This window comes from Pseudomonas tumuqii (genome assembly GCF_013184545.1).
Classification (GTDB): domain Bacteria; phylum Pseudomonadota; class Gammaproteobacteria; order Pseudomonadales; family Pseudomonadaceae; genus Aquipseudomonas; species Aquipseudomonas tumuqii.
This window is the reverse complement of record NZ_JAAOJA010000008.1, coordinates 202714-218985: the sequence shown is the minus strand read 5'-3', so window position 1 is coordinate 218985 and position 16272 is coordinate 202714. Positions and strand designations below refer to the sequence as shown.

General features: G+C 63.5%; 15 protein-coding genes. 9 read left to right on the top strand and 6 right to left on the bottom strand.

The features are described 5' to 3' along the window. Nucleotides 1-21 precede the first annotated feature (21 nt). Nucleotides 22-1254, top strand: a complete 1233-nt coding sequence (locus G9C89_RS16145; protein ID WP_172149799.1) for a DUF3422 domain-containing protein — start codon at nucleotides 22-24, stop codon at nucleotides 1252-1254. Between the two features lie 89 nt (nucleotides 1255-1343). Here G9C89_RS16145 and pfkB read toward each other — a convergent pair whose 3' ends face one another. Continuing rightward, the gene (pfkB, locus tag G9C89_RS16140) at nucleotides 1344-2297 is read right to left on the bottom strand and encodes a 6-phosphofructokinase II (RefSeq protein ID WP_172149797.1); all 954 of its coding nucleotides are present in this window, start codon (nucleotides 2295-2297) and stop codon (nucleotides 1344-1346) included. 326 nt (nucleotides 2298-2623) lie between these two features. On the opposite strand from pfkB, the gene G9C89_RS16135 reads away from it, so the two are divergent. The 4 genes from G9C89_RS16135 (at nucleotide 2624) to nudC (ending at nucleotide 8507) form a co-directional block, all read left to right on the top strand. After that, nucleotides 2624-4894, top strand: a complete 2271-nt coding sequence (locus G9C89_RS16135) for an Orn/Lys/Arg family decarboxylase (protein WP_172149795.1) — start codon at nucleotides 2624-2626, stop codon at nucleotides 4892-4894. Nucleotides 4895-5133: 239 nt separating this feature from the next. Then, nucleotides 5134-5946, top strand: coding sequence for a crotonase/enoyl-CoA hydratase family protein (locus tag G9C89_RS16130; RefSeq protein ID WP_172149793.1), 813 nt, complete (start codon nucleotides 5134-5136; stop codon nucleotides 5944-5946). Nucleotides 5947-5996: 50 nt separating this feature from the next. Next, nucleotides 5997-7676, top strand: a complete 1680-nt coding sequence (locus G9C89_RS16125) for a ferrous iron transporter B (protein WP_172149791.1) — start codon at nucleotides 5997-5999, stop codon at nucleotides 7674-7676. Continuing rightward, entirely contained in the window at nucleotides 7677-8507 is an 831-nt protein-coding gene (gene nudC / locus G9C89_RS16120) for an NAD(+) diphosphatase (RefSeq protein ID WP_172149789.1), read from the top strand. Here nudC and G9C89_RS16115 read toward each other — a convergent pair. After that, entirely contained in the window at nucleotides 8504-9283 is a 780-nt protein-coding gene (locus G9C89_RS16115) for a TSUP family transporter (RefSeq protein ID WP_172149880.1), read from the bottom strand. The genes nudC and G9C89_RS16115 overlap by 4 nt on opposite strands. A 106-nt stretch (nucleotides 9284-9389) precedes the next feature. On the opposite strand from G9C89_RS16115, the gene G9C89_RS16110 reads away from it, so the two are divergent. Beyond that, on the top strand, nucleotides 9390-10037 hold the full coding sequence (locus G9C89_RS16110; RefSeq protein WP_172149787.1) for a hypothetical protein: 648 nt from the start codon (nucleotides 9390-9392) through the stop codon (nucleotides 10035-10037). A 111-nt stretch (nucleotides 10038-10148) separates the two neighbouring features. Here the strand turns inward: G9C89_RS16110 and G9C89_RS16105 are convergent, their stop codons facing one another. From G9C89_RS16105 to G9C89_RS16090, 4 genes are all read right to left on the bottom strand, one after another. After that, entirely contained in the window at nucleotides 10149-10916 is a 768-nt protein-coding gene (locus G9C89_RS16105) for an SDR family oxidoreductase (protein ID WP_172149785.1), read from the bottom strand. Between the two features lie 36 nt (nucleotides 10917-10952). Then, nucleotides 10953-12020, bottom strand: a complete 1068-nt coding sequence (locus tag G9C89_RS16100) for a phosphotransferase family protein (protein WP_172149783.1) — start codon at nucleotides 12018-12020, stop codon at nucleotides 10953-10955. A gap of 206 nt (nucleotides 12021-12226) precedes the next feature. After that, nucleotides 12227-12541 carry an SCP2 sterol-binding domain-containing protein gene (locus tag G9C89_RS16095; RefSeq protein WP_090500715.1) on the bottom strand — a complete coding sequence of 105 codons (315 nt, stop codon included), beginning with the start codon at nucleotides 12539-12541 and terminating at the stop codon, nucleotides 12227-12229. Nucleotides 12542-12597: 56 nt separating this feature from the next. Next, a complete protein-coding gene (locus G9C89_RS16090; RefSeq protein ID WP_172149878.1) occupies nucleotides 12598-13308 on the bottom strand; it encodes a histidine phosphatase family protein in 711 nt (236 codons plus the stop codon). A 211-nt stretch (nucleotides 13309-13519) separates the two neighbouring features. Here G9C89_RS16090 and sohB point away from each other — a divergent pair, with 211 nt between their 5' ends. From sohB to tpx, 3 genes are all read left to right on the top strand, one after another. Continuing rightward, nucleotides 13520-14539, top strand: coding sequence for a protease SohB (gene sohB, locus G9C89_RS16085; protein ID WP_172149781.1), 1020 nt, complete (start codon nucleotides 13520-13522; stop codon nucleotides 14537-14539). A 25-nt stretch (nucleotides 14540-14564) separates the two neighbouring features. Then, a complete protein-coding gene (locus G9C89_RS16080) occupies nucleotides 14565-15557 on the top strand; it encodes a YhdH/YhfP family quinone oxidoreductase (protein ID WP_172149779.1) in 993 nt (330 codons plus the stop codon). A gap of 177 nt (nucleotides 15558-15734) precedes the next feature. Next, nucleotides 15735-16235 (top strand): thiol peroxidase, encoded by a 501-nt coding sequence (tpx, locus tag G9C89_RS16075; protein ID WP_172149777.1) that lies wholly within the window; start codon nucleotides 15735-15737, stop codon nucleotides 16233-16235. The last annotated feature ends 37 nt before the right edge of the window (nucleotides 16236-16272 follow it).

Genomic DNA, 16272 nt, shown 5'->3' with positions numbered 1-16272 from the left:
TCCGAGCCGCAGAGAGCCGCCATGCACCCGCTACGAGAAAGCCTGCACGATGAGCTGCATGCCCGGCCGTCGATCTATTTCGACGGCCCGGCCCATGTCTACCATTTCGCCTTGCTGGACGATGGAGTTTGCATCGACCCGATCATCGCCCAGCTCGAAGGGCTGGCCGACCAGCACAGCCACGGCGCCTCGCGCCATGGCCTGCTGCGAATCGACGGTTGCCCGTTCAAGTGGGAGCGCCATAGCGAGTTCCTCTCCCTGACCTGGGTGGTGCCGCGCACGCCACAGACGCCGCTCTGGGCCGAACTGCCCGAGCCGTTGCACGGCCTGTTGCAGACCCATCAGGCGCTGATCATCAATGCCCTGGTGGTACTGGTCGAAGACGCGCCGGGTGCGCTGGACGATCCCGCCGCCTATGGTTTCAAGGACCCCGCCGGCTCCCACGTCGGCGGTGGCGATGCCACGGTGTGGAGCGATTTTCGCCTGTCGGAGCAGGGCTTCAACCGCATTCTGCTGATCAATCGGGGCCTCAATGCCTACCGCCTCGGCCGCATGATTCGCCGCCTGCTGGAGATCGAAACCTACCGCATGCTGGCTTCCCTGGCCCTGCCCACCGCGCAGAACATCGGCGTCACCCTGCAGGAACTGGATCGCAGCCTGATCCGCCTGGCCGAGCGCAATGCCGGGGCGGGCAACAGCGAGGCCAAGGAACTGCTCGACGCCCTCACCGAACTGTCCGCCCGCCTGATGCGCTGTGGCGCCGCCTGCCGGCCGCGCTTCAGTGCTGCCGAGGCCTATGCACAGATCGTCTTCGAGCGCATCGGCGAACTGCGCGAGCGGCATGTCGGCGGCAGTCAGCGGCTCGGCGTGTTCATCGAGCGCCGCTTCAAGCCGACGGTGCGCTATTGCGCCGCCACCGAACGCCGCCTCGACCGTCTGGCCAGCGGCATCGCCAACCTCGGCGACCTGCTGCAGGCGCGGGCCCAGGTGGAGGTGGAGGAGCAGAACAGCAAGATCCTCGAGAGCCTCAACGCGCGCACCAGCACCCAGCTGAGAATCCAGAAGGCGGTCGAGGGCTTCTCCCTGATCGCCATCAGCTACTACCTGGTCGGTCTGCTCAAGCTCACCCTGGAAGGCCTGGCGGCACTGGGTACGCCGTTCTCCAGCAAGGTGCTGTTCGCCGTGCTGGCGCCGCTGTTTCTGCTGACCCTGTTGCTGCTGGCGCGGCGCCTGAAAATCGCGGCCCGGCACTAGGCGGGCGGCCGTGAATACGGCCCGGCAGACCTGCGCTGCGCCGGCAATTCACGGTGCACGGCCCGCGGTGAGTTGCACCCTGCGGGCGGCTAGTCCCGCGCGCCAGCAGCGGCGCGAGCCTGCAGCCAGGCAAATAGCCGGTTGGTATCGGCACGGCGGCACAGTTCGCTGCCCGCCGTCATGATCGCCGCGCTGCCGGCGGCGACGCCGTAGCGTGCCGCTTCGCTCAGGCTCGCGCCCTGGGCCAGCTTGAGGGTGACGGCGCCAACCAGGCTGTCGCCGGCACCCACGGTGCTGAGTTTTTTAACCGTCGGAGCGATAATCCGCTCGCTCAGCTCGCGGGTCGCCAGCAGCGCGCCCTGGGCCCCGAGCGAGACCAGCACGGCGGCGCATTGGTCCGCATCGACCAGGCCGCGGGCTACCCTGAGCAGCTGATCCGGCTCGCTGATGTCCTCCCCGGCCAGGGCGCGGAGTTCATTGAGGTTAGGCTTGATCAGGAATAGCCCTCCGATGTCCAGCGCCTGGCGCAATACCTCGCCCGAACTGTCGAGGATGCAGCGGGCGCCGCGCTGCGCGGCAATGCGCAACAGACGCGCAATGAAGTCATCGGCGAGCCCTGCCGGCAGGCTGCCGCTGATCACCAGGTAGTCCAGCTCGGGCAGGTCGGCCAACGCCGCCAGTAGCTGCGCCTGCTCGGTCTCGCTCAGGCGCGCACCGGGCAGGACGAAGCGGTACTGCTGGGCGCTGGCCTGTTCCATCACATTGAGGCATTCGCGGGTCCAGGCGCCGATCGGTAGGGCCTGGCAGGCCACTCCTTCGGCAGTCAGCAGCTTGGCCAGGTGCAGGCCGGTGGGGCCGCCGGCCGGGAACAGCGCCAGGGCGTTGCCGCCGAGCTGGTGAATCGCGCGGGCGACGTTGATGCCGCCGCCTCCGGGCGCATAGCGGGGTTCGCTGCAGCGCAGCTTGGCGTCCGGACAGAGGCGCGCAATGCTGGTGGCGCTGTCGAGCGCCGGGCTGAGGGTCAGGGTAACAATACTGGCCATGCAAGACTCCCCGGGCGGCTGGATGCCCGCACTGGCCGCGCCCATTGGCCGACCTCGAGGATAAAGATAGTGCCTGGGCGGTGAGCGCTTGTGAAAAAACTCTCGCCTACTGCGGCGCTCGCTATTTTCACAGGCTCTGCTCGATGCGCGTGCCGCCGGGTTGTCGCGACCCGGCAATTCGCGACTCGATCAGGCCATGGACCCTGCAATGATTCAAAAATGCGACAAAGCATTACCGAGGTCGACGGCCCGGTTTCCTAAAAGGTCATTGCATGGTGTTTACTGAGTGCCGTTGCCCAATCGCTCAGTGGATGCCGGATTGCCCCATGTATAAAGACCTCAAGTTTCCCGTGTTGATCGTGCACCGCGACATCAAGGCCGACACCGTGGCCGGCGATCGGGTGCGTGCCATCGCCGCCGAACTGGAACAGGACGGTTTCAGCATCCTTTCCACCGCCACCTCGGCCGAGGGACGGATAGTCGCCTCGACCCATCACGGCCTCGCCTGCATCCTGGTGACTGCCGAGGGCGCGGGAGAGAACAAGCACCTGCTGCAGGACATGGTCGAGTTGATCCGCATCGCCCGGCGGCGAGCGCCGCAGCTGCCGATCTTCGCCCTTGGCGAGCAGGTGACCATCGAGAACGCGCCGGCCGAGGCCATGGCCGACCTCAATCAGCTGCGCGGCATCCTCTACCTGTTCGAGGACACGGTGCCGTTCCTCGCCCGCCAGGTCGCCCGCGCCGCGCGCAATTACCTGGACTGCCTGCTGCCGCCGTTCTTCAAGGCGCTGGTGCAACACACCGCGCAATCCAACTACTCCTGGCACACCCCGGGCCATGGCGGCGGGGTGGCTTACCGCAAGAGTCCGGTCGGCCAGGCGTTCCACCAGTTCTTCGGCGAGAACACCCTGCGCTCCGACCTCTCGGTGTCGGTGCCGGAACTGGGTTCGCTGCTCGATCACACCGGCCCCCTGGCCGAGGCCGAGGCCCGCGCCGCGCGCAACTTCGGCGCCGACCACACCTATTTCGTGATCAACGGCACCTCGACCGCCAACAAGATTGTCTGGCATGGCATGGTCGGCCGTGACGACCTGGTGCTGGTCGACCGCAACTGCCACAAGTCGATCCTCCACGCGATCATCATGACCGGCGCGATTCCGCTGTACCTGTGCCCGGAGCGTAACGAGCTGGGCATCATCGGGCCGATTCCGCTGTCCGAGTTCAGCCGCGAGTCGATCCAGGCGAAGATCGACGCAAGCCCCCTGGCCCGTGGCCGCGTGCCCAGCAGCAGCGGGGCCATGGTCAAGCTGGTGGTGGTGACCAACTCGACCTACGACGGCCTGTGCTACAACGCCGAACTGATCAAACAGACCCTGGGCGACAGCGTCGAGGTGCTGCATTTCGACGAAGCCTGGTATGCCTATGCGGCCTTCCACGAATTCTATGCCGGACGCTATGGCATGGGCACGACCCGCACCGCCAATGCGCCGCTGGTGTTCAGCACCCACTCCACGCACAAACTGTTGGCGGCGTTCAGCCAGGCCTCGATGATCCATGTGCAGGATGGCGGTGCCCGCCAGCTGGACCGCGATCGCTTCAACGAAGCCTTCATGATGCATATCTCGACCTCGCCGCAGTACGGCATCATCGCTTCGCTGGATGTGGCCTCGGCGATGATGGAAGGCCCGGCCGGGCGCTCGCTGATCCAGGAGACCTTCGATGAGGCGTTGAGCTTCCGCCGGGCCCTGGCGAATCTGCGGCAGAACCTCAGCGTCGACGACTGGTGGTTCAGCATCTGGCAACCGCCCCAGGCCGAGGGCGTCGACGAGGTGGCGACCGAGAGCTGGTTGTTGCAGCCGCAAGCCGAGTGGCATGGTTTTGGCGAGGTGGCCGAGGATTATGTGCTGCTCGATCCAATCAAGGTCACCCTGGTGACTCCCGGCCTGACCGCGGGTGGCAAGCTCGATCAGTGCGGGATTCCGGCGGCGGTGGTCAGCAAGTTTCTCTGGGAGCGCGGCCTGGTGGTCGAGAAGACCGGCCTGTATTCCTTCCTGGTGCTGTTCTCCATGGGCATCACCAAGGGCAAGTGGAGCACCCTGCTCACCGAGTTGCTGGAGTTCAAGCGCAGCTATGACGTCAACCTGCCGCTGACGGAAGCCTTGCCCTCGATCGCCAAGGCGGGTGGTGCGCACTACCACGGCATGGGCCTGCGCGACCTGTGCGATGCGCTGCACCGCTGCTACGGCGAGAACGCCACGGCCAAGGCGATGAAACGCATGTACACGGTGCTGCCGGAAATCGCCCTGAAACCCGCAGAGGCCTACAACCATCTGGTGCGCGGCGAAGTCGAGGCGGTGCCTATCGATCGGCTCGACGGGCGGATCGCCGCGGTGATGCTGGTGCCCTATCCGCCGGGTATCCCGCTGATCATGCCGGGCGAGCGCTTTACCCCGGCGACCCGCTCGATCATCGATTACCTGGAGTTCGCCCGCACCTTCGACCGCAGTTTCCCCGGCTTCGACGCCGACGTGCACGGCCTGCAACGCAACGAAGGGCCGGACGGCAACGCCTACACGGTGGACTGCATCAAGCTCTGAGGCGCGACTGGCGCGTCGTCGCTTGGACGGCTCGCCAGTCGTCACCGGCAATGCCGGACTATCTTCGCTAGATCAAGTGGTTACCGCCAACAGTCAAAACGCTGCTTAAGTCCAATGGCGTGTTCTGCGTCACAGAGGCCGGCATCGACATTTATGCCGTGCTTGTTATAGTTGCCCGGCTGTAATCACAAGAATGTCTCTGTGCGCGTGCGCGCCGTTTGTTGCTGAGGATGACTGCCGTGTCCGACTACCAAGCCTTTAGTGTCGAGTTGGCAGACAAGATCGCCCGCGTGGTGATCAACCGCCCGGAAAAGATCAACGCCATGAACGCCGATTTCTGGACGGAGATCATCGAGATCTTCCGCTGGATCGACGTCACGGACGAGGTGCGGGTGGTGGTGCTGTCGGGGGCCGGCAAGCATTTTTCCTCCGGTATCGACCTGATGATGCTGGCCCAGCTTGGCAGCCAGATGGGCCCGGATGTCGGCCGCAATGCGGAAAAGCTGCGGCGCAAGATCCTCGAGCTGCAAGCCTCGTTCAATGCCGTCGACCAGTGCCGCAAGCCGGTGCTGGCGGCGATCCAGGGTTACTGCCTGGGCGGCGCCATCGACCTGATCGCGGCCTGCGACATGCGCTACGCGACGGTCGACGCGCAGTTCTCGATCAAGGAAATCGACATCGGCATGGCCGCCGATGTCGGCACCCTGCAACGCCTGCCACGGATCATTGGCGACGGCATGATGCGCGAGCTGGCCTTCACCGGGCGTACCATCGGCGGTGAAGAAGCGCGCAGTATCGGCCTGGTCAATCGCACCTTCGCGGACCCCACCGCGCTGCTCGACGGGGTGATGGGCATTGCTCATGAGATTGCCGCCAAATCCCCGGTGGCGGTGCGTGGCACCAAGGAAATGATTCGCTACATGCGCGACCATCGGGTTGACGATGGCCTCGAGTACATCGCCACCTGGAATGCGGCGATGTTGCAATCGGTTGACTTGCGCGTGGCCATGGCCGCGCACATGAGCAAGCAAAAGCCGGAGTTCGCCGACTGATGCAACCTATGCCACTGTCTTCTCTACCGGCGCGGGAGGCGCACTAGCGCATGGTTTCTGGAGCCACGTCACTCAGTTTGGTGCGTAACGAACTGTTCACCACCATGGAGGAGGCCGAGTCGAGTCTCGAGCATTTCATTGCCGAGCGACATAACGGCAGCTTGCTGCAACAGGCGGTGGAAAGCCTGCATCAAGTCCGCGGTACGCTCAATCTGGTTGAGTTGACCGGTGCCGAGCTGCTCGCTCAGGAAGTGCTCGAACAAGCCACCGATATTCCCGCCGGCGCCGGCGAGGAGCGCGATGTGCAGCTCTCGGCGCTGAGTAACGCGCTGCATGTACTGCGCCGTTATCTGGAAAGCGTCGACGTACACCGCCAGGAAATGCCCGAGTTGCTGCTGCCGGCGATCAATGACCTGCGCCAGGCCGGCGGCCAGCCGGCGCTGCCGGAAAGCTTCTTCTTCAGTGTGCGCCTCGACCATGTGCGCCCACGTACCGCGCCAGCGGCGCTGGACGCGGCAGCCAAGGAAATCGAAGGGCGACGCTTGCGCCAGATGTATCAGGTGGGCTTGCTCGGTTTCATGCGCGAGCAGAATCCGCAGGCCAGCCTGAAACTGATGGGCCGAGCCATGGCACGCCTGGACACGCTGTATGCCAACGAGCCGCGGGGCCGTCTGTGCTGGATCGGCGCGGCGGCTGTCGAGGCGCAACTCGAGGGTCAGCTATTGGCGCGCAAGTCGCGCAAGCAACTGTTCTCGCGGATCGATCGCGAACTCAAGCAAATACTTGCCAACAGCCAGCACGAGACGCCGCGCAGCCTGCTCAAGGAACTGCTCTATCTGGTGGCCCTGGCCGACAGCCGCGGACCTGTGGCCACGCCTGTCCGCGAGCTGTTTGGCCTGACCTCGCTGCCATTCACCGATCACCTGCTGGAGGAGGAATACCAGCGCCTGGCCGGCCCCGGGCAGGCGGTCATGCGCTCGCTGAGTTCGGCTATTCGCGAAGAGCTGACCAGCGTCAAGGACATGCTCGACCTGATCGAGCGGGGCACGGTGCAGGCTGAAAGCCTCGGCAATCTGCATGCAGTGCTCGGCAAGCTGAGCAAGACCCTGGGCATGGTCGGCCTCAGTTCGGCGGGCAATGCGCTGAATGCGCAACTGCAAACGGTTGCAGTCTGGAGCGAGGCGCGTGCCCCGCAACAGGAGGAACTGCTCAAGCTGGCCGACGCCGTGCTCTATGTCGAAGGGATGGTCGCCAGCCTGGAACGCGGCGAACGACGAGACAGCAGTGCCGGGCAGCTGGCGCCGGACAAGGAGCTCGAATCCTTCGCCTACTACCAGCTCAACGAGGCACGCATTGTCGTGGTCGATGAGGCCCGCGGTGGCCTGGCGCTGGCCAAGCGCGCGATCACTGCCTACCTGGAGGCCGACGGCGACCGCATGCACCTGTCCAATGTGCCGTTCAGCCTGCAGGCGGTGCGCGGCGGCCTGTGGTTTCTCGGCCAGGAGCGGGCGGCCGCGCTGGTCGGCGCCTGCGCCGAATACATCCAGACGCAGATGTTCGAAGCGCCCAAGATGCCTTCCGAACAGATGCTGGAAACCCTTGCCGACGCACTCAGCAGTCTCGAATACTATCTGGAAGCGGGCGCGGTAATGCGCCCGGAAACCCAGCCCAGCGTGCTCGACCTGGCCGCCGACAGCGTGCGCGCCCTTGGCTTACCGGTAGCCGCATAAATGACCCAGCGTTGGCAGCCCGCCTTACTCGACAGCCAGCAGCCCGGTGGCTGGGCCCTGGTGCATTGCCGGCAGCAGTTTCTGGCGGACAGCAACGGCGTGTTGTTTCCCCGCGAATGGCTGAAAAAGCAGGAATTGCCGATTCTGGCCGAACATGGCATCGGTCATTTCGACGGCGATGCCATCTACCTGCTGGAGTTGCAGCAGCCGGTCGATATGCCCGCTTGCAGCTGGCAAAGCCTGCGCCAGTTCATGCTGCAAGGCGATGCCGACACCTTCAAGATGCTCGGCTACGCGACGCAGATCGGCACCTGGGCGCGCCAGCACCGGTTTTGCGGCAGTTGTGGCGAGCCGATGGAGCATTTTCCCGGCGAGCGCGCGATGCATTGCCCGCGTTGCGAGCTGCACCACTATCCGCGCCTGTCGCCGAGCATGATCGTGTTGGTCACCCGCGGCGATGAAATCCTCCTGGCCCGATCGCCGCGTTTCGTCCCCGGCGTCTACAGCACCCTGGCCGGTTTCGTCGAGGCGGGCGAGTCGGTCGAACAGTGCGTGGCGCGTGAGGTGCACGAAGAGGTCGGGGTCGAGATCAAGAACCTGCAGTACCTGGGGAGCCAGGGCTGGCCATTCCCGCATTCGCTGATGCTCGGCTTCCATGCCGAATATGCGGCTGGCGAGATCGTCATGCAGGCCGACGAGATCGAGGATGCGCAGTGGTTCAGTGTGCACCAGTTGCCGCCCTTGCCGGCGCCACGCTCGATCGCCCGCTACCTGATCGACGTCTATGTGGCGCAGCGGCTAGGGCTGCCGGCGCCGTCGCTGTTGGTCTAGTCAAGCCCGAACCAGTGCTGCCAGGCTAGCCGTGCGGCGAGCGCCAAGACCACCAGGATGAACACCGGGCGGATGAACTTCGAGCCGCCGCGGATTGCCGAGCGCGCGCCGAGAAAAGCCCCGGCCATCAGGGCGATGCCCATGCTGATGCCAAGCAACCAGGCGACTTGCCCGGCGACGATGAATACCACCAGGGCACAGGCGTTGCTGACTAAGTTCATGCTGCGCGCCACGCCACTGGCGCGCACCAGATCGAGCGGGTAGAGCAGCAGGCTGCTGACCGTCCAGAATGCCCCGGTGCCCGGCCCGGCGACGCCATCGTAGAAGCCCAGGCCGAGGCTTTGCGGCCACTGCCGGCCCTGGGCAATAGGCGCATCGGCGTTGAGCGGTGCCGCCGGGGTGCGCCCGAACAGCAGGTAGAGCCCGCAGGCGAATACCACGACCGGCAACAGTTGATTGAGCCAGGCCGCCGGCAGCCAGTGCACCAGCGTGGCGCCCAGCAGGGCGCCGATCGCGGTACCGATCAGCGCATTGCGCCAGGGCAGGGGGGCGAACAGCTTGCGCCGGTAGAAGGTGTAGCTGGCGGTGGCCGAGCCAAAGGTGGCGCACAGTTTGTTGGTGCCCAGCACCAGATGCGGCGGCAGGCCGGCCATCAGCAGGGCCGGGATGGTCAGCAGGCCGCCGCCGCCGGCAATGGCATCGATGAAGCCGGCAACGAAGGCGACCAGGGCGAGAATGGCTAGGGTTGCCGGGTCAACGGCAAGCTCGAAAGGCAAGGGCATGGAAAAGACGACCTGTGTCTGATTGTGCAGCGAAGCTGCTGTTCGCTGGCGGGGTTGCTGCGCATAATGCCGGCATTTTCACGGGCAAGGAACTGACTCGATGCAATACGACGGTCTGGCATGGGCGACGGCGCTGCTGGCATTGCTGGCGATGTTGATTGCCGCGCGAATCCTGTTCAATAGCCACTGGTTCCTCGGCTGGTTGCGCGGCACCTGTGGCCTGGCTTTCGTGGCCCTGGCCGGTTTCATCGGCCTGGTGGCCTACGACCTGTATAGCTATGCCCCGTTGCCGGAGGACAAGCCGCTGCTGACCTTGGGCTTCGAGGCTGACGGCCCACGTTATCGGGTCAATCTGCTGGAGAGCGGGAGCGAGCGCAGTGTGCTGCTGGAGGGGGACTTGTGGCAGCTGGATGTACGCTTCCTGCAATGGAAGGGGCTCGCTGCACTGATCGGACTGGAGCCCGGCTACCGCCTGGAAAAACTATCCGGGCGTTTCCTCGCCATCGAGCAACAGGCGAAGGCCCAGCAGGCCCAGGTCGAGCTGGCCCAGAGCCCCTACGGAATCGACCTGTGGCGCTGGCTGCGCCTGGGCCAGCACGACTTGTTCCTGTTCGATGCCCAAGCGCGCCGGGTCTCCTATCTGCCAATTGCCGATCAGGCGGTATACAGCATCAGCCTGACGCCGACCGGCCTGCTGGCGCAGCCGATGAACCAGGCGGCCAAACAGGCGCTGCAGGATTGGCAGTAGAGTGCGGTGCGTTGGGCAGGCGGAGATCCGCTTGAGTTCCCCCGGTTGATAGTGGGTGAACGCAAACAAAAAGGGACCCGAAGGTCCCTTTTTGCGTGGCGCCGATCTTTATCAGGACAGGAAGCCGCCGTCGACGTTCAGTGACACGCCGGTGGTGTAGCTGGAGGCGTCGCTGGCCAGGTACAGCACGGCACCGGCCATCTCGCTCGGGTCGGCCACGCGCTTGAGTGGAATGCGTTGCAGGGCCAAGTTGAGGATGGCGTCGTTCTTGGTCAGGGCCGAGGCGAACTTGGTGTCGGTCAGGCCCGGCAGCAGGGCGTTGCAGCGGATGCCGAACTGCGCGCATTCCTTGGCGAAGACCTTGGTCATGCTGATCACGGCGGCCTTGGTCACCGAATAGATGCCCTGCATTTCGCCCGGGGATACACCGTTGATCGAGGCGACGTTGACGATGCTGCCGCCGCCGTTTTCCTTCATCAGCTTGCCGCCTTCGATGGACATGAAGTAGTAGCCGCGGATGTTGACGTCGACGGTCTTCTGGAAGGCCGACAGGTCGGTTTCCAGCACGTTGCCGAACTGCGGGTTGGTGGCGGCGTTGTTGACCAGGATGTCCAGGCGGCCGAACTGCTCGCGGATTTGCGCGAACACGTTGCTGATCTGCTCCATTTCGCCGATATGGCAGGCAATCGCGGTGGCCTTGCCGCCGTCGGCGATGATGGCGTCGGCGACGCCCTGGCAACCGTCGATTTTGCGGCTCGAGACGATCACATGGGCGCCTTGCTGGGCCAGCAGTTTGGCGATGGCCTCGCCGATACCGCGGCTGGCGCCGGAGACGAAGGCGATCTTGCCGTCGAGGTCGAACAGTGTGGTTTTGGACATGGACGTTTCCTTTCTGTTGAAGGCCTGTTCGGCCGATTACAACTGCGACTTGGCGATGACCTGCAGGCTCATCTGCTCCAGCAGCTTGTTCATTTGAACGAACTGGGCGAAGCGTTTGTCCTGGGTCTGGCCGTGGTAGTAGCGGTAGTAGATCTGCTGCACGATGCCGGCCAGGCGGAACAGGCCGTAGGTGTAGTAGAAGTCGATGCTCTTGATCTCTTTGCCGGCGCGTTCGGCATAGTAGTCGGCGAACTCCTGACGGGTCAGCATGCCCGGTGCATTGCTTGGCTGACGGCGCATCATTTGCACCGGCGCCGGATCGTCGGCCTCGATCCAGTAGGCAAGGGTGTTGCCCAGATCCATCAGCGGATCGCCGATGGTGGTCAGCTCCCAGTCCAGCACGCCAATGATCTGCATCGGGTTGCTCGGGTCGAGGATCACGTTGTCGAAGCGGTAGTCGTTGTGCACGATGGCCGGCTTGGGGTGGTCGGCCGGCATCTTGTCTTTCAGCCAGGCCTTGACCGGCTCCCACAGTGGCGCGTCAGGGGTCAGGGCCTTCTCGTAGCGCGCGCCCCAGCCACCGATCTGGCGCTCTACATAGCCTTCCGGTTTGCCCAGGTCGCCGAGACCGCAGGCGGCGTAGTCGACGTTGTGCAGCTCGACCATCTTGTCGATGAAGCTCTTGCACAGCTGGCGGGTCTTGTCGGCATCGAGGTTCAACTCGGCCGGCATATCGGAGCGCAGGATGATGCCGTTGACCCGCTCCATTACATAGAATTCGGCGCCGATCACCGCTTCGTCCGTGCAGTGCACATAGGCTTTCGGGCAGTAGGGGAAGGCCTCGTAGAGCTGGTTGAGAATGCGGTACTCGCGACCCATGTCGTGAGCGGATTTGGCCTTGTGGCCAAATGGCGGACGCCGCAGGACGAATTCCTTCTCGGGGTATTCGATCAGGTAGGTGAGGTTCGATGCACCGCCGGGGAACTGGCTGATCCGTGGCTCGCCAGTCAGGCCGGCAATGTGCGCCTTGAGGTACGGATCGATGATCGCAGCGTCGAGCTCTTCACCCTCGCGGATGCGAGTGGACTGGTCAGTAAGCGCCATGCTTATCCCTTCTACTTATAATGGGTGCCCTAGATTATTGGTTAATCTAATGCTGCACCCTGGCCGTAACAAGTAATACACGCCGTTATAGGCGATCGTGTTGCCGCTTAATCAAGCAGCCTGATCGAGCTGCAGGCAAGTCTGCAGGCGAAAAAAAACCGGAGTACGGGACTCCGGTTTTTTCGCTCAGGCTGCTGCAGTCAAGCTTAGACCGGGAACAGTTCGCCCAGCTTCATGGCCAGCATCATGTCGCCTTCGGCGCGCAGTTTGCCGCCCATGAAGGCTTGCATGCCATCGGTCTCGCCGCTGGTGATGCCCTTGAGGGTTTCGCTGTCCATGATCAGGGTCACATTGGCGTTGTCGGCATCGCCTTGCTGGACGTCGCAGGTGCCGTCCTTGATTACCAGGTAGTGGTTCTCACCGTCTTCGATGTTGAACTGGAACACCAGGTCCAGGCCCGCAGCGGCAGAGGCGTTGAACTTGGACTGCATGGTATTGATGATGTCTGCAACGCTCATGATGTCTTCCTTTGTTTTCAGGGTTTACTCGTGCCCTTATGGGCGCGGTAGGCCGGAACTCAGCGGTAGGTGATGAGTTCCGGCTCCTTCAGCAGCTGTAAATGCACATGGCTGTTGAAGGAAGCCAGGCTCACTTGACTGCCGCGAAATTTCAGGCAGCTCAGTGAGGTGTTGACGATTTGCCAATTCAGTTCGAAGGCCTTGGCGGCCGGCACGCCGGTGATCAACTGCAGCAGTGCGGTGATGGTGCCGCCGGAGGTGAAGACTGCGATGTTCTGTTTGCTATCGGCCTGTTGCAGCAGGCGGGTCAGCCCACCCTGGACCTGTTCGACGAATGCCTGCCAGCTTTGCAGGTCGGACTGGTCGTGCTCGCCGGAAATCCAGCGGCCGATCAGCAATGAGAACAGGCGTTGGAACTCGGCGCGGTTCTGCGCCCCGTTGCGTAACACATGCAGGGCTTCGGGTTCTTCGTCGAGCAGGTCGGGAAGCAGGCTGCGGATCACCGCGTCGGCATCGAACTCGTTGAAGGCGGCATCCACCTGCAGATCGGGTATTGTCTGACCGCTGCTGCGCAACTGGCTCATCGCCGCGTTGGCGGTGTGTTGTTGGCGGCGTAAAGCGCCACTCAGGCTGCGATCGATGCGAATACCGAGATCAGCCAGGTGCGCGCCCAACACTTCAGCCTGGCGAATACCGATGGGTGATAACACATCGTAGTCATCGGCGCCGAATGAGGCTTGGCCATGTCTGATCAGGTAAATGCTGCCCACGTTCGCCATTGTCCCGGTCCGCTGAAAGTTCGCCGAGCGTATGGGGATCACGCAGGCCTGTCAACGAAAAAACATACGCTTGTTTGAATTTATGGGCCGTCATTCATGCCGGTATGCCAGGCAACTGGCCGCCAGCCGGTGGCGTCGGTATGCTTGGTTGAAACGAGCGCCGAGCGACACTGGCGCTGGAATGGATAATGAGGGGAAATGCGTGGAGTTTTTCGCAGAATATGCGGCCTTTCTGGCCAAAACGGTAACGCTGGTTGTGGCTATCCTGGTGATTCTGCTGGCAGCCGTTGCGGCCCGCAGCAAGGGCCGGCGTGTGGTCGGACAGTTGCAGGTGGACAAGCTCAACGACTTCTACAAGCAGCTGCGCCATCGTCTCGAGCATGCCGTGCTGGACAAGGATCAACTCAAGGCGGCGCACAAGGAAGAGGTCAAGGCGGCCAAGGCGGCGAAGAAAGCCGGGGGGCACAAACCGCGGGTATTCGTGCTGGACTTCGATGGCGATATCAAGGCCTCGGCGACTGACAGCTTGCGCCATGAAATCACCGCCTTGCTGAGTCTGGCCACCCCTCAGGATGAAGTGGTGCTGCGCCTGGAAAGCGGCGGCGGCATGGTGCACAGCTATGGCCTGGCCAGCTCGCAGCTGGTGCGTATTCGCCAGGCGGGCATCCCGCTGACCATCTGCATCGATAAAGTCGCGGCCAGTGGCGGCTACATGATGGCCTGTATCGGCGAGAAGATCATTTCCGCGCCCTTTGCCATGCTCGGTTCGATCGGCGTGGTTGCCCAGTTGCCCAACGTGCACCGCCTGCTTAAAAAGCACGACATCGACTTCGAGGTGCTTACCGCTGGCGAGTACAAGCGCACCCTGACCGTCTTTGGCGAGAATACCGAGAAGGGCCGGGAGAAGTTCCAGGAAGACCTGGAAGTCATCCATGAGCTGTTCAAGAACTTCGTCGCCCGCTATCGGCCGCAACTGGACATCGACGACATCGCCACCGGCGAAGTCTGGCTGGGCCTGGCCGCGCTGGAAAAACAACTGGTCGATGAACTCAAGACCAGCGACGAATACCTGGCCGAGCGGGCCAAGGAGGCCGAGCTGTTTCACCTGCACTACGCCGAGAAGAAAAGTCTGCAGGAACGAGTCGGTCTGGCGGCCAGCGTCGCCTTGGACCGTTTCACCATGAACTGGCTAAGCCACCTCAATCAGCAGCGTTTCTGGTAATCCACTTTTACCCTGGGGGATGAAGATGACCACGTTCACAGCACTGCAGGCCCGCGAAAGCGCGACCGGCGAGTTCGAGCAAGTGATTGTCCAGCGCACTATCGGCGAACTGCCGGCCGGCGAACTGTTGATTCGGGTCAGCTACTCGTCGTTGAACTACAAGGATGCCCTGTCCGCCAGTGGCAACCGTGGCGTGACCAAACAGTTTCCGCATACCCCGGGCATCGATGCCGCGGGCGTGGTCGAGCAGTCGAGCGTCGCCGAATTCAGCGTGGGCGATGAGGTGATCGTGACCGGCTATGACCTGGGCATGAATACTGCGGGCGGCTTTGCCCAGTACATTCGGATTCCGTCGGCCTGGGCGCTGAAACGGCCGCAAGGCTTGTCCCTGCGCGAGGCCATGGTACTGGGTACTGCGGGCCTGACCGCGGCGCTGTGCGTCGACAAGCTGGAGCAAGCCGGTGTGCTCCCGGCTGCCGGGCCGGTTCTGGTGACGGGGGCGACCGGAGGCGTGGGCAGTGTGGCCGTGGCCTTGCTCAACCAGCTTGGCTACAGCGTGGCGGCGTCCACCGGCAAGGCCGAACAGGGCGAGTTCCTCAAGGGCCTGGGCGCCCGGCAGATAGTCCCGCGCAACGAGCTGCAGGAAGGCGCGGAGCGCCCGCTGCTCAAGGAGCAATGGGCGGGCGCGGTGGACACCGTCGGCGGCGATATTCTGTTCAATGTGGTCAAGTCGCTGCGCTACGGTGGCAGTGCCGCTTGCTGCGGGTTGACTGCCGGGGTGGCATTCAAGGGCAGCGTGCTGCCGTTCATCCTGCGCGGAGTCAACCTGTTGGGGGTCGACTCGGTCGAACTGCCGCTGGTGGTCAAAGCCTCCATGTGGGACAAGCTCTCGCTACAATGGAAGCTCGACGACCTCGAGCGCCTGGTCACCGAAGTCAGTCTGCAGCAATTGCCCGCAGCCATCGGCCAGATACTCGCCGGCAAGCTGGTTGGCCGGGTACTGGTGCGGGTGGACTGATAAGGCGCTGTCCACGTGAACTGTTGCATGTGGGGTGTCTGTCCCCACAAGCCAACAGGCACGAGGCCCATTCAGCAGCCGATGGCGCAAGGAAAAAACCCTGTTTCGGAGTTTTTTCATAGGAGGCATGCTTAACTCTGCTTTCGTTTGCATTCCCCGACAAAAGAGGACACCCCAATGACTCAAGTAACCCTGCGTGGCACCCCGGTACAAGTCGATGGCCAGCTGCCACAGGTCGGTCAGCAGGCTCCGGCCTTCACCCTGGTTGGCGCCGGTCTGGCCGATGTCAGCCTGGCCAGCCTGGCCGGCAAGCGCAAAGTGCTGAATATTTTCCCCAGCATCGACACCCCGACCTGCGCCACTTCGGTGCGCACCTTCAACGCCAGTGCCAGCAAGCTGGCTAACACCGTGGTGCTGTGCATTTCCGCCGACCTGCCGTTCGCCCAGGCGCGCTTCTGCGGTGCCGAAGGCCTGGAGAACGTGGTCAACCTGTCGACCATGCGCGGTTCCGACTTTCTCAAGAACTACGGCGTAGCCATCGCCGACGGCCCGTTGGCCGGCGTCGCCGCCCGCGCCGTGGTGGTGCTGGACGAGAACGACAAGGTCCTGCACAGCGAGCTGGTCGCCGAGATCGGCAGCGAGCCTAACTACGAGGCGGCCCTGGCGGTGCTCAAGTAACACCTGGCAACACAGCCGACGGCCTCCCTTGGAGGCC

Bases quoted from the DNA above. Each gene is read 5' to 3' on its own strand.
- G9C89_RS16145 (WP_172149799.1), top strand. From the start codon at position 22: ATGCACCCGCTACGAGAAAGCCTGCACGATGAGCTGCATGCCCGGCCG.
- pfkB (WP_172149797.1), bottom strand. From the start codon at position 2,297: ATGGCCAGTATTGTTACCCTGACCCTCAGCCCGGCGCTCGACAGCGCC.
- G9C89_RS16135 (WP_172149795.1), top strand. From the start codon at position 2,624: ATGTATAAAGACCTCAAGTTTCCCGTGTTGATCGTGCACCGCGACATC.
- G9C89_RS16125 (WP_172149791.1), top strand. From the start codon at position 5,997: ATGGTTTCTGGAGCCACGTCACTCAGTTTGGTGCGTAACGAACTGTTC.
- nudC (WP_172149789.1), top strand. From the start codon at position 7,677: ATGACCCAGCGTTGGCAGCCCGCCTTACTCGACAGCCAGCAGCCCGGT.
- G9C89_RS16110 (WP_172149787.1), top strand. From the start codon at position 9,390: ATGCAATACGACGGTCTGGCATGGGCGACGGCGCTGCTGGCATTGCTG.
- G9C89_RS16105 (WP_172149785.1), bottom strand. From the start codon at position 10,916: ATGTCCAAAACCACACTGTTCGACCTCGACGGCAAGATCGCCTTCGTC.
- G9C89_RS16100 (WP_172149783.1), bottom strand. From the start codon at position 12,020: ATGGCGCTTACTGACCAGTCCACTCGCATCCGCGAGGGTGAAGAGCTC.
- G9C89_RS16080 (WP_172149779.1), top strand. From the start codon at position 14,565: ATGACCACGTTCACAGCACTGCAGGCCCGCGAAAGCGCGACCGGCGAG.
- tpx (WP_172149777.1), top strand. From the start codon at position 15,735: ATGACTCAAGTAACCCTGCGTGGCACCCCGGTACAAGTCGATGGCCAG.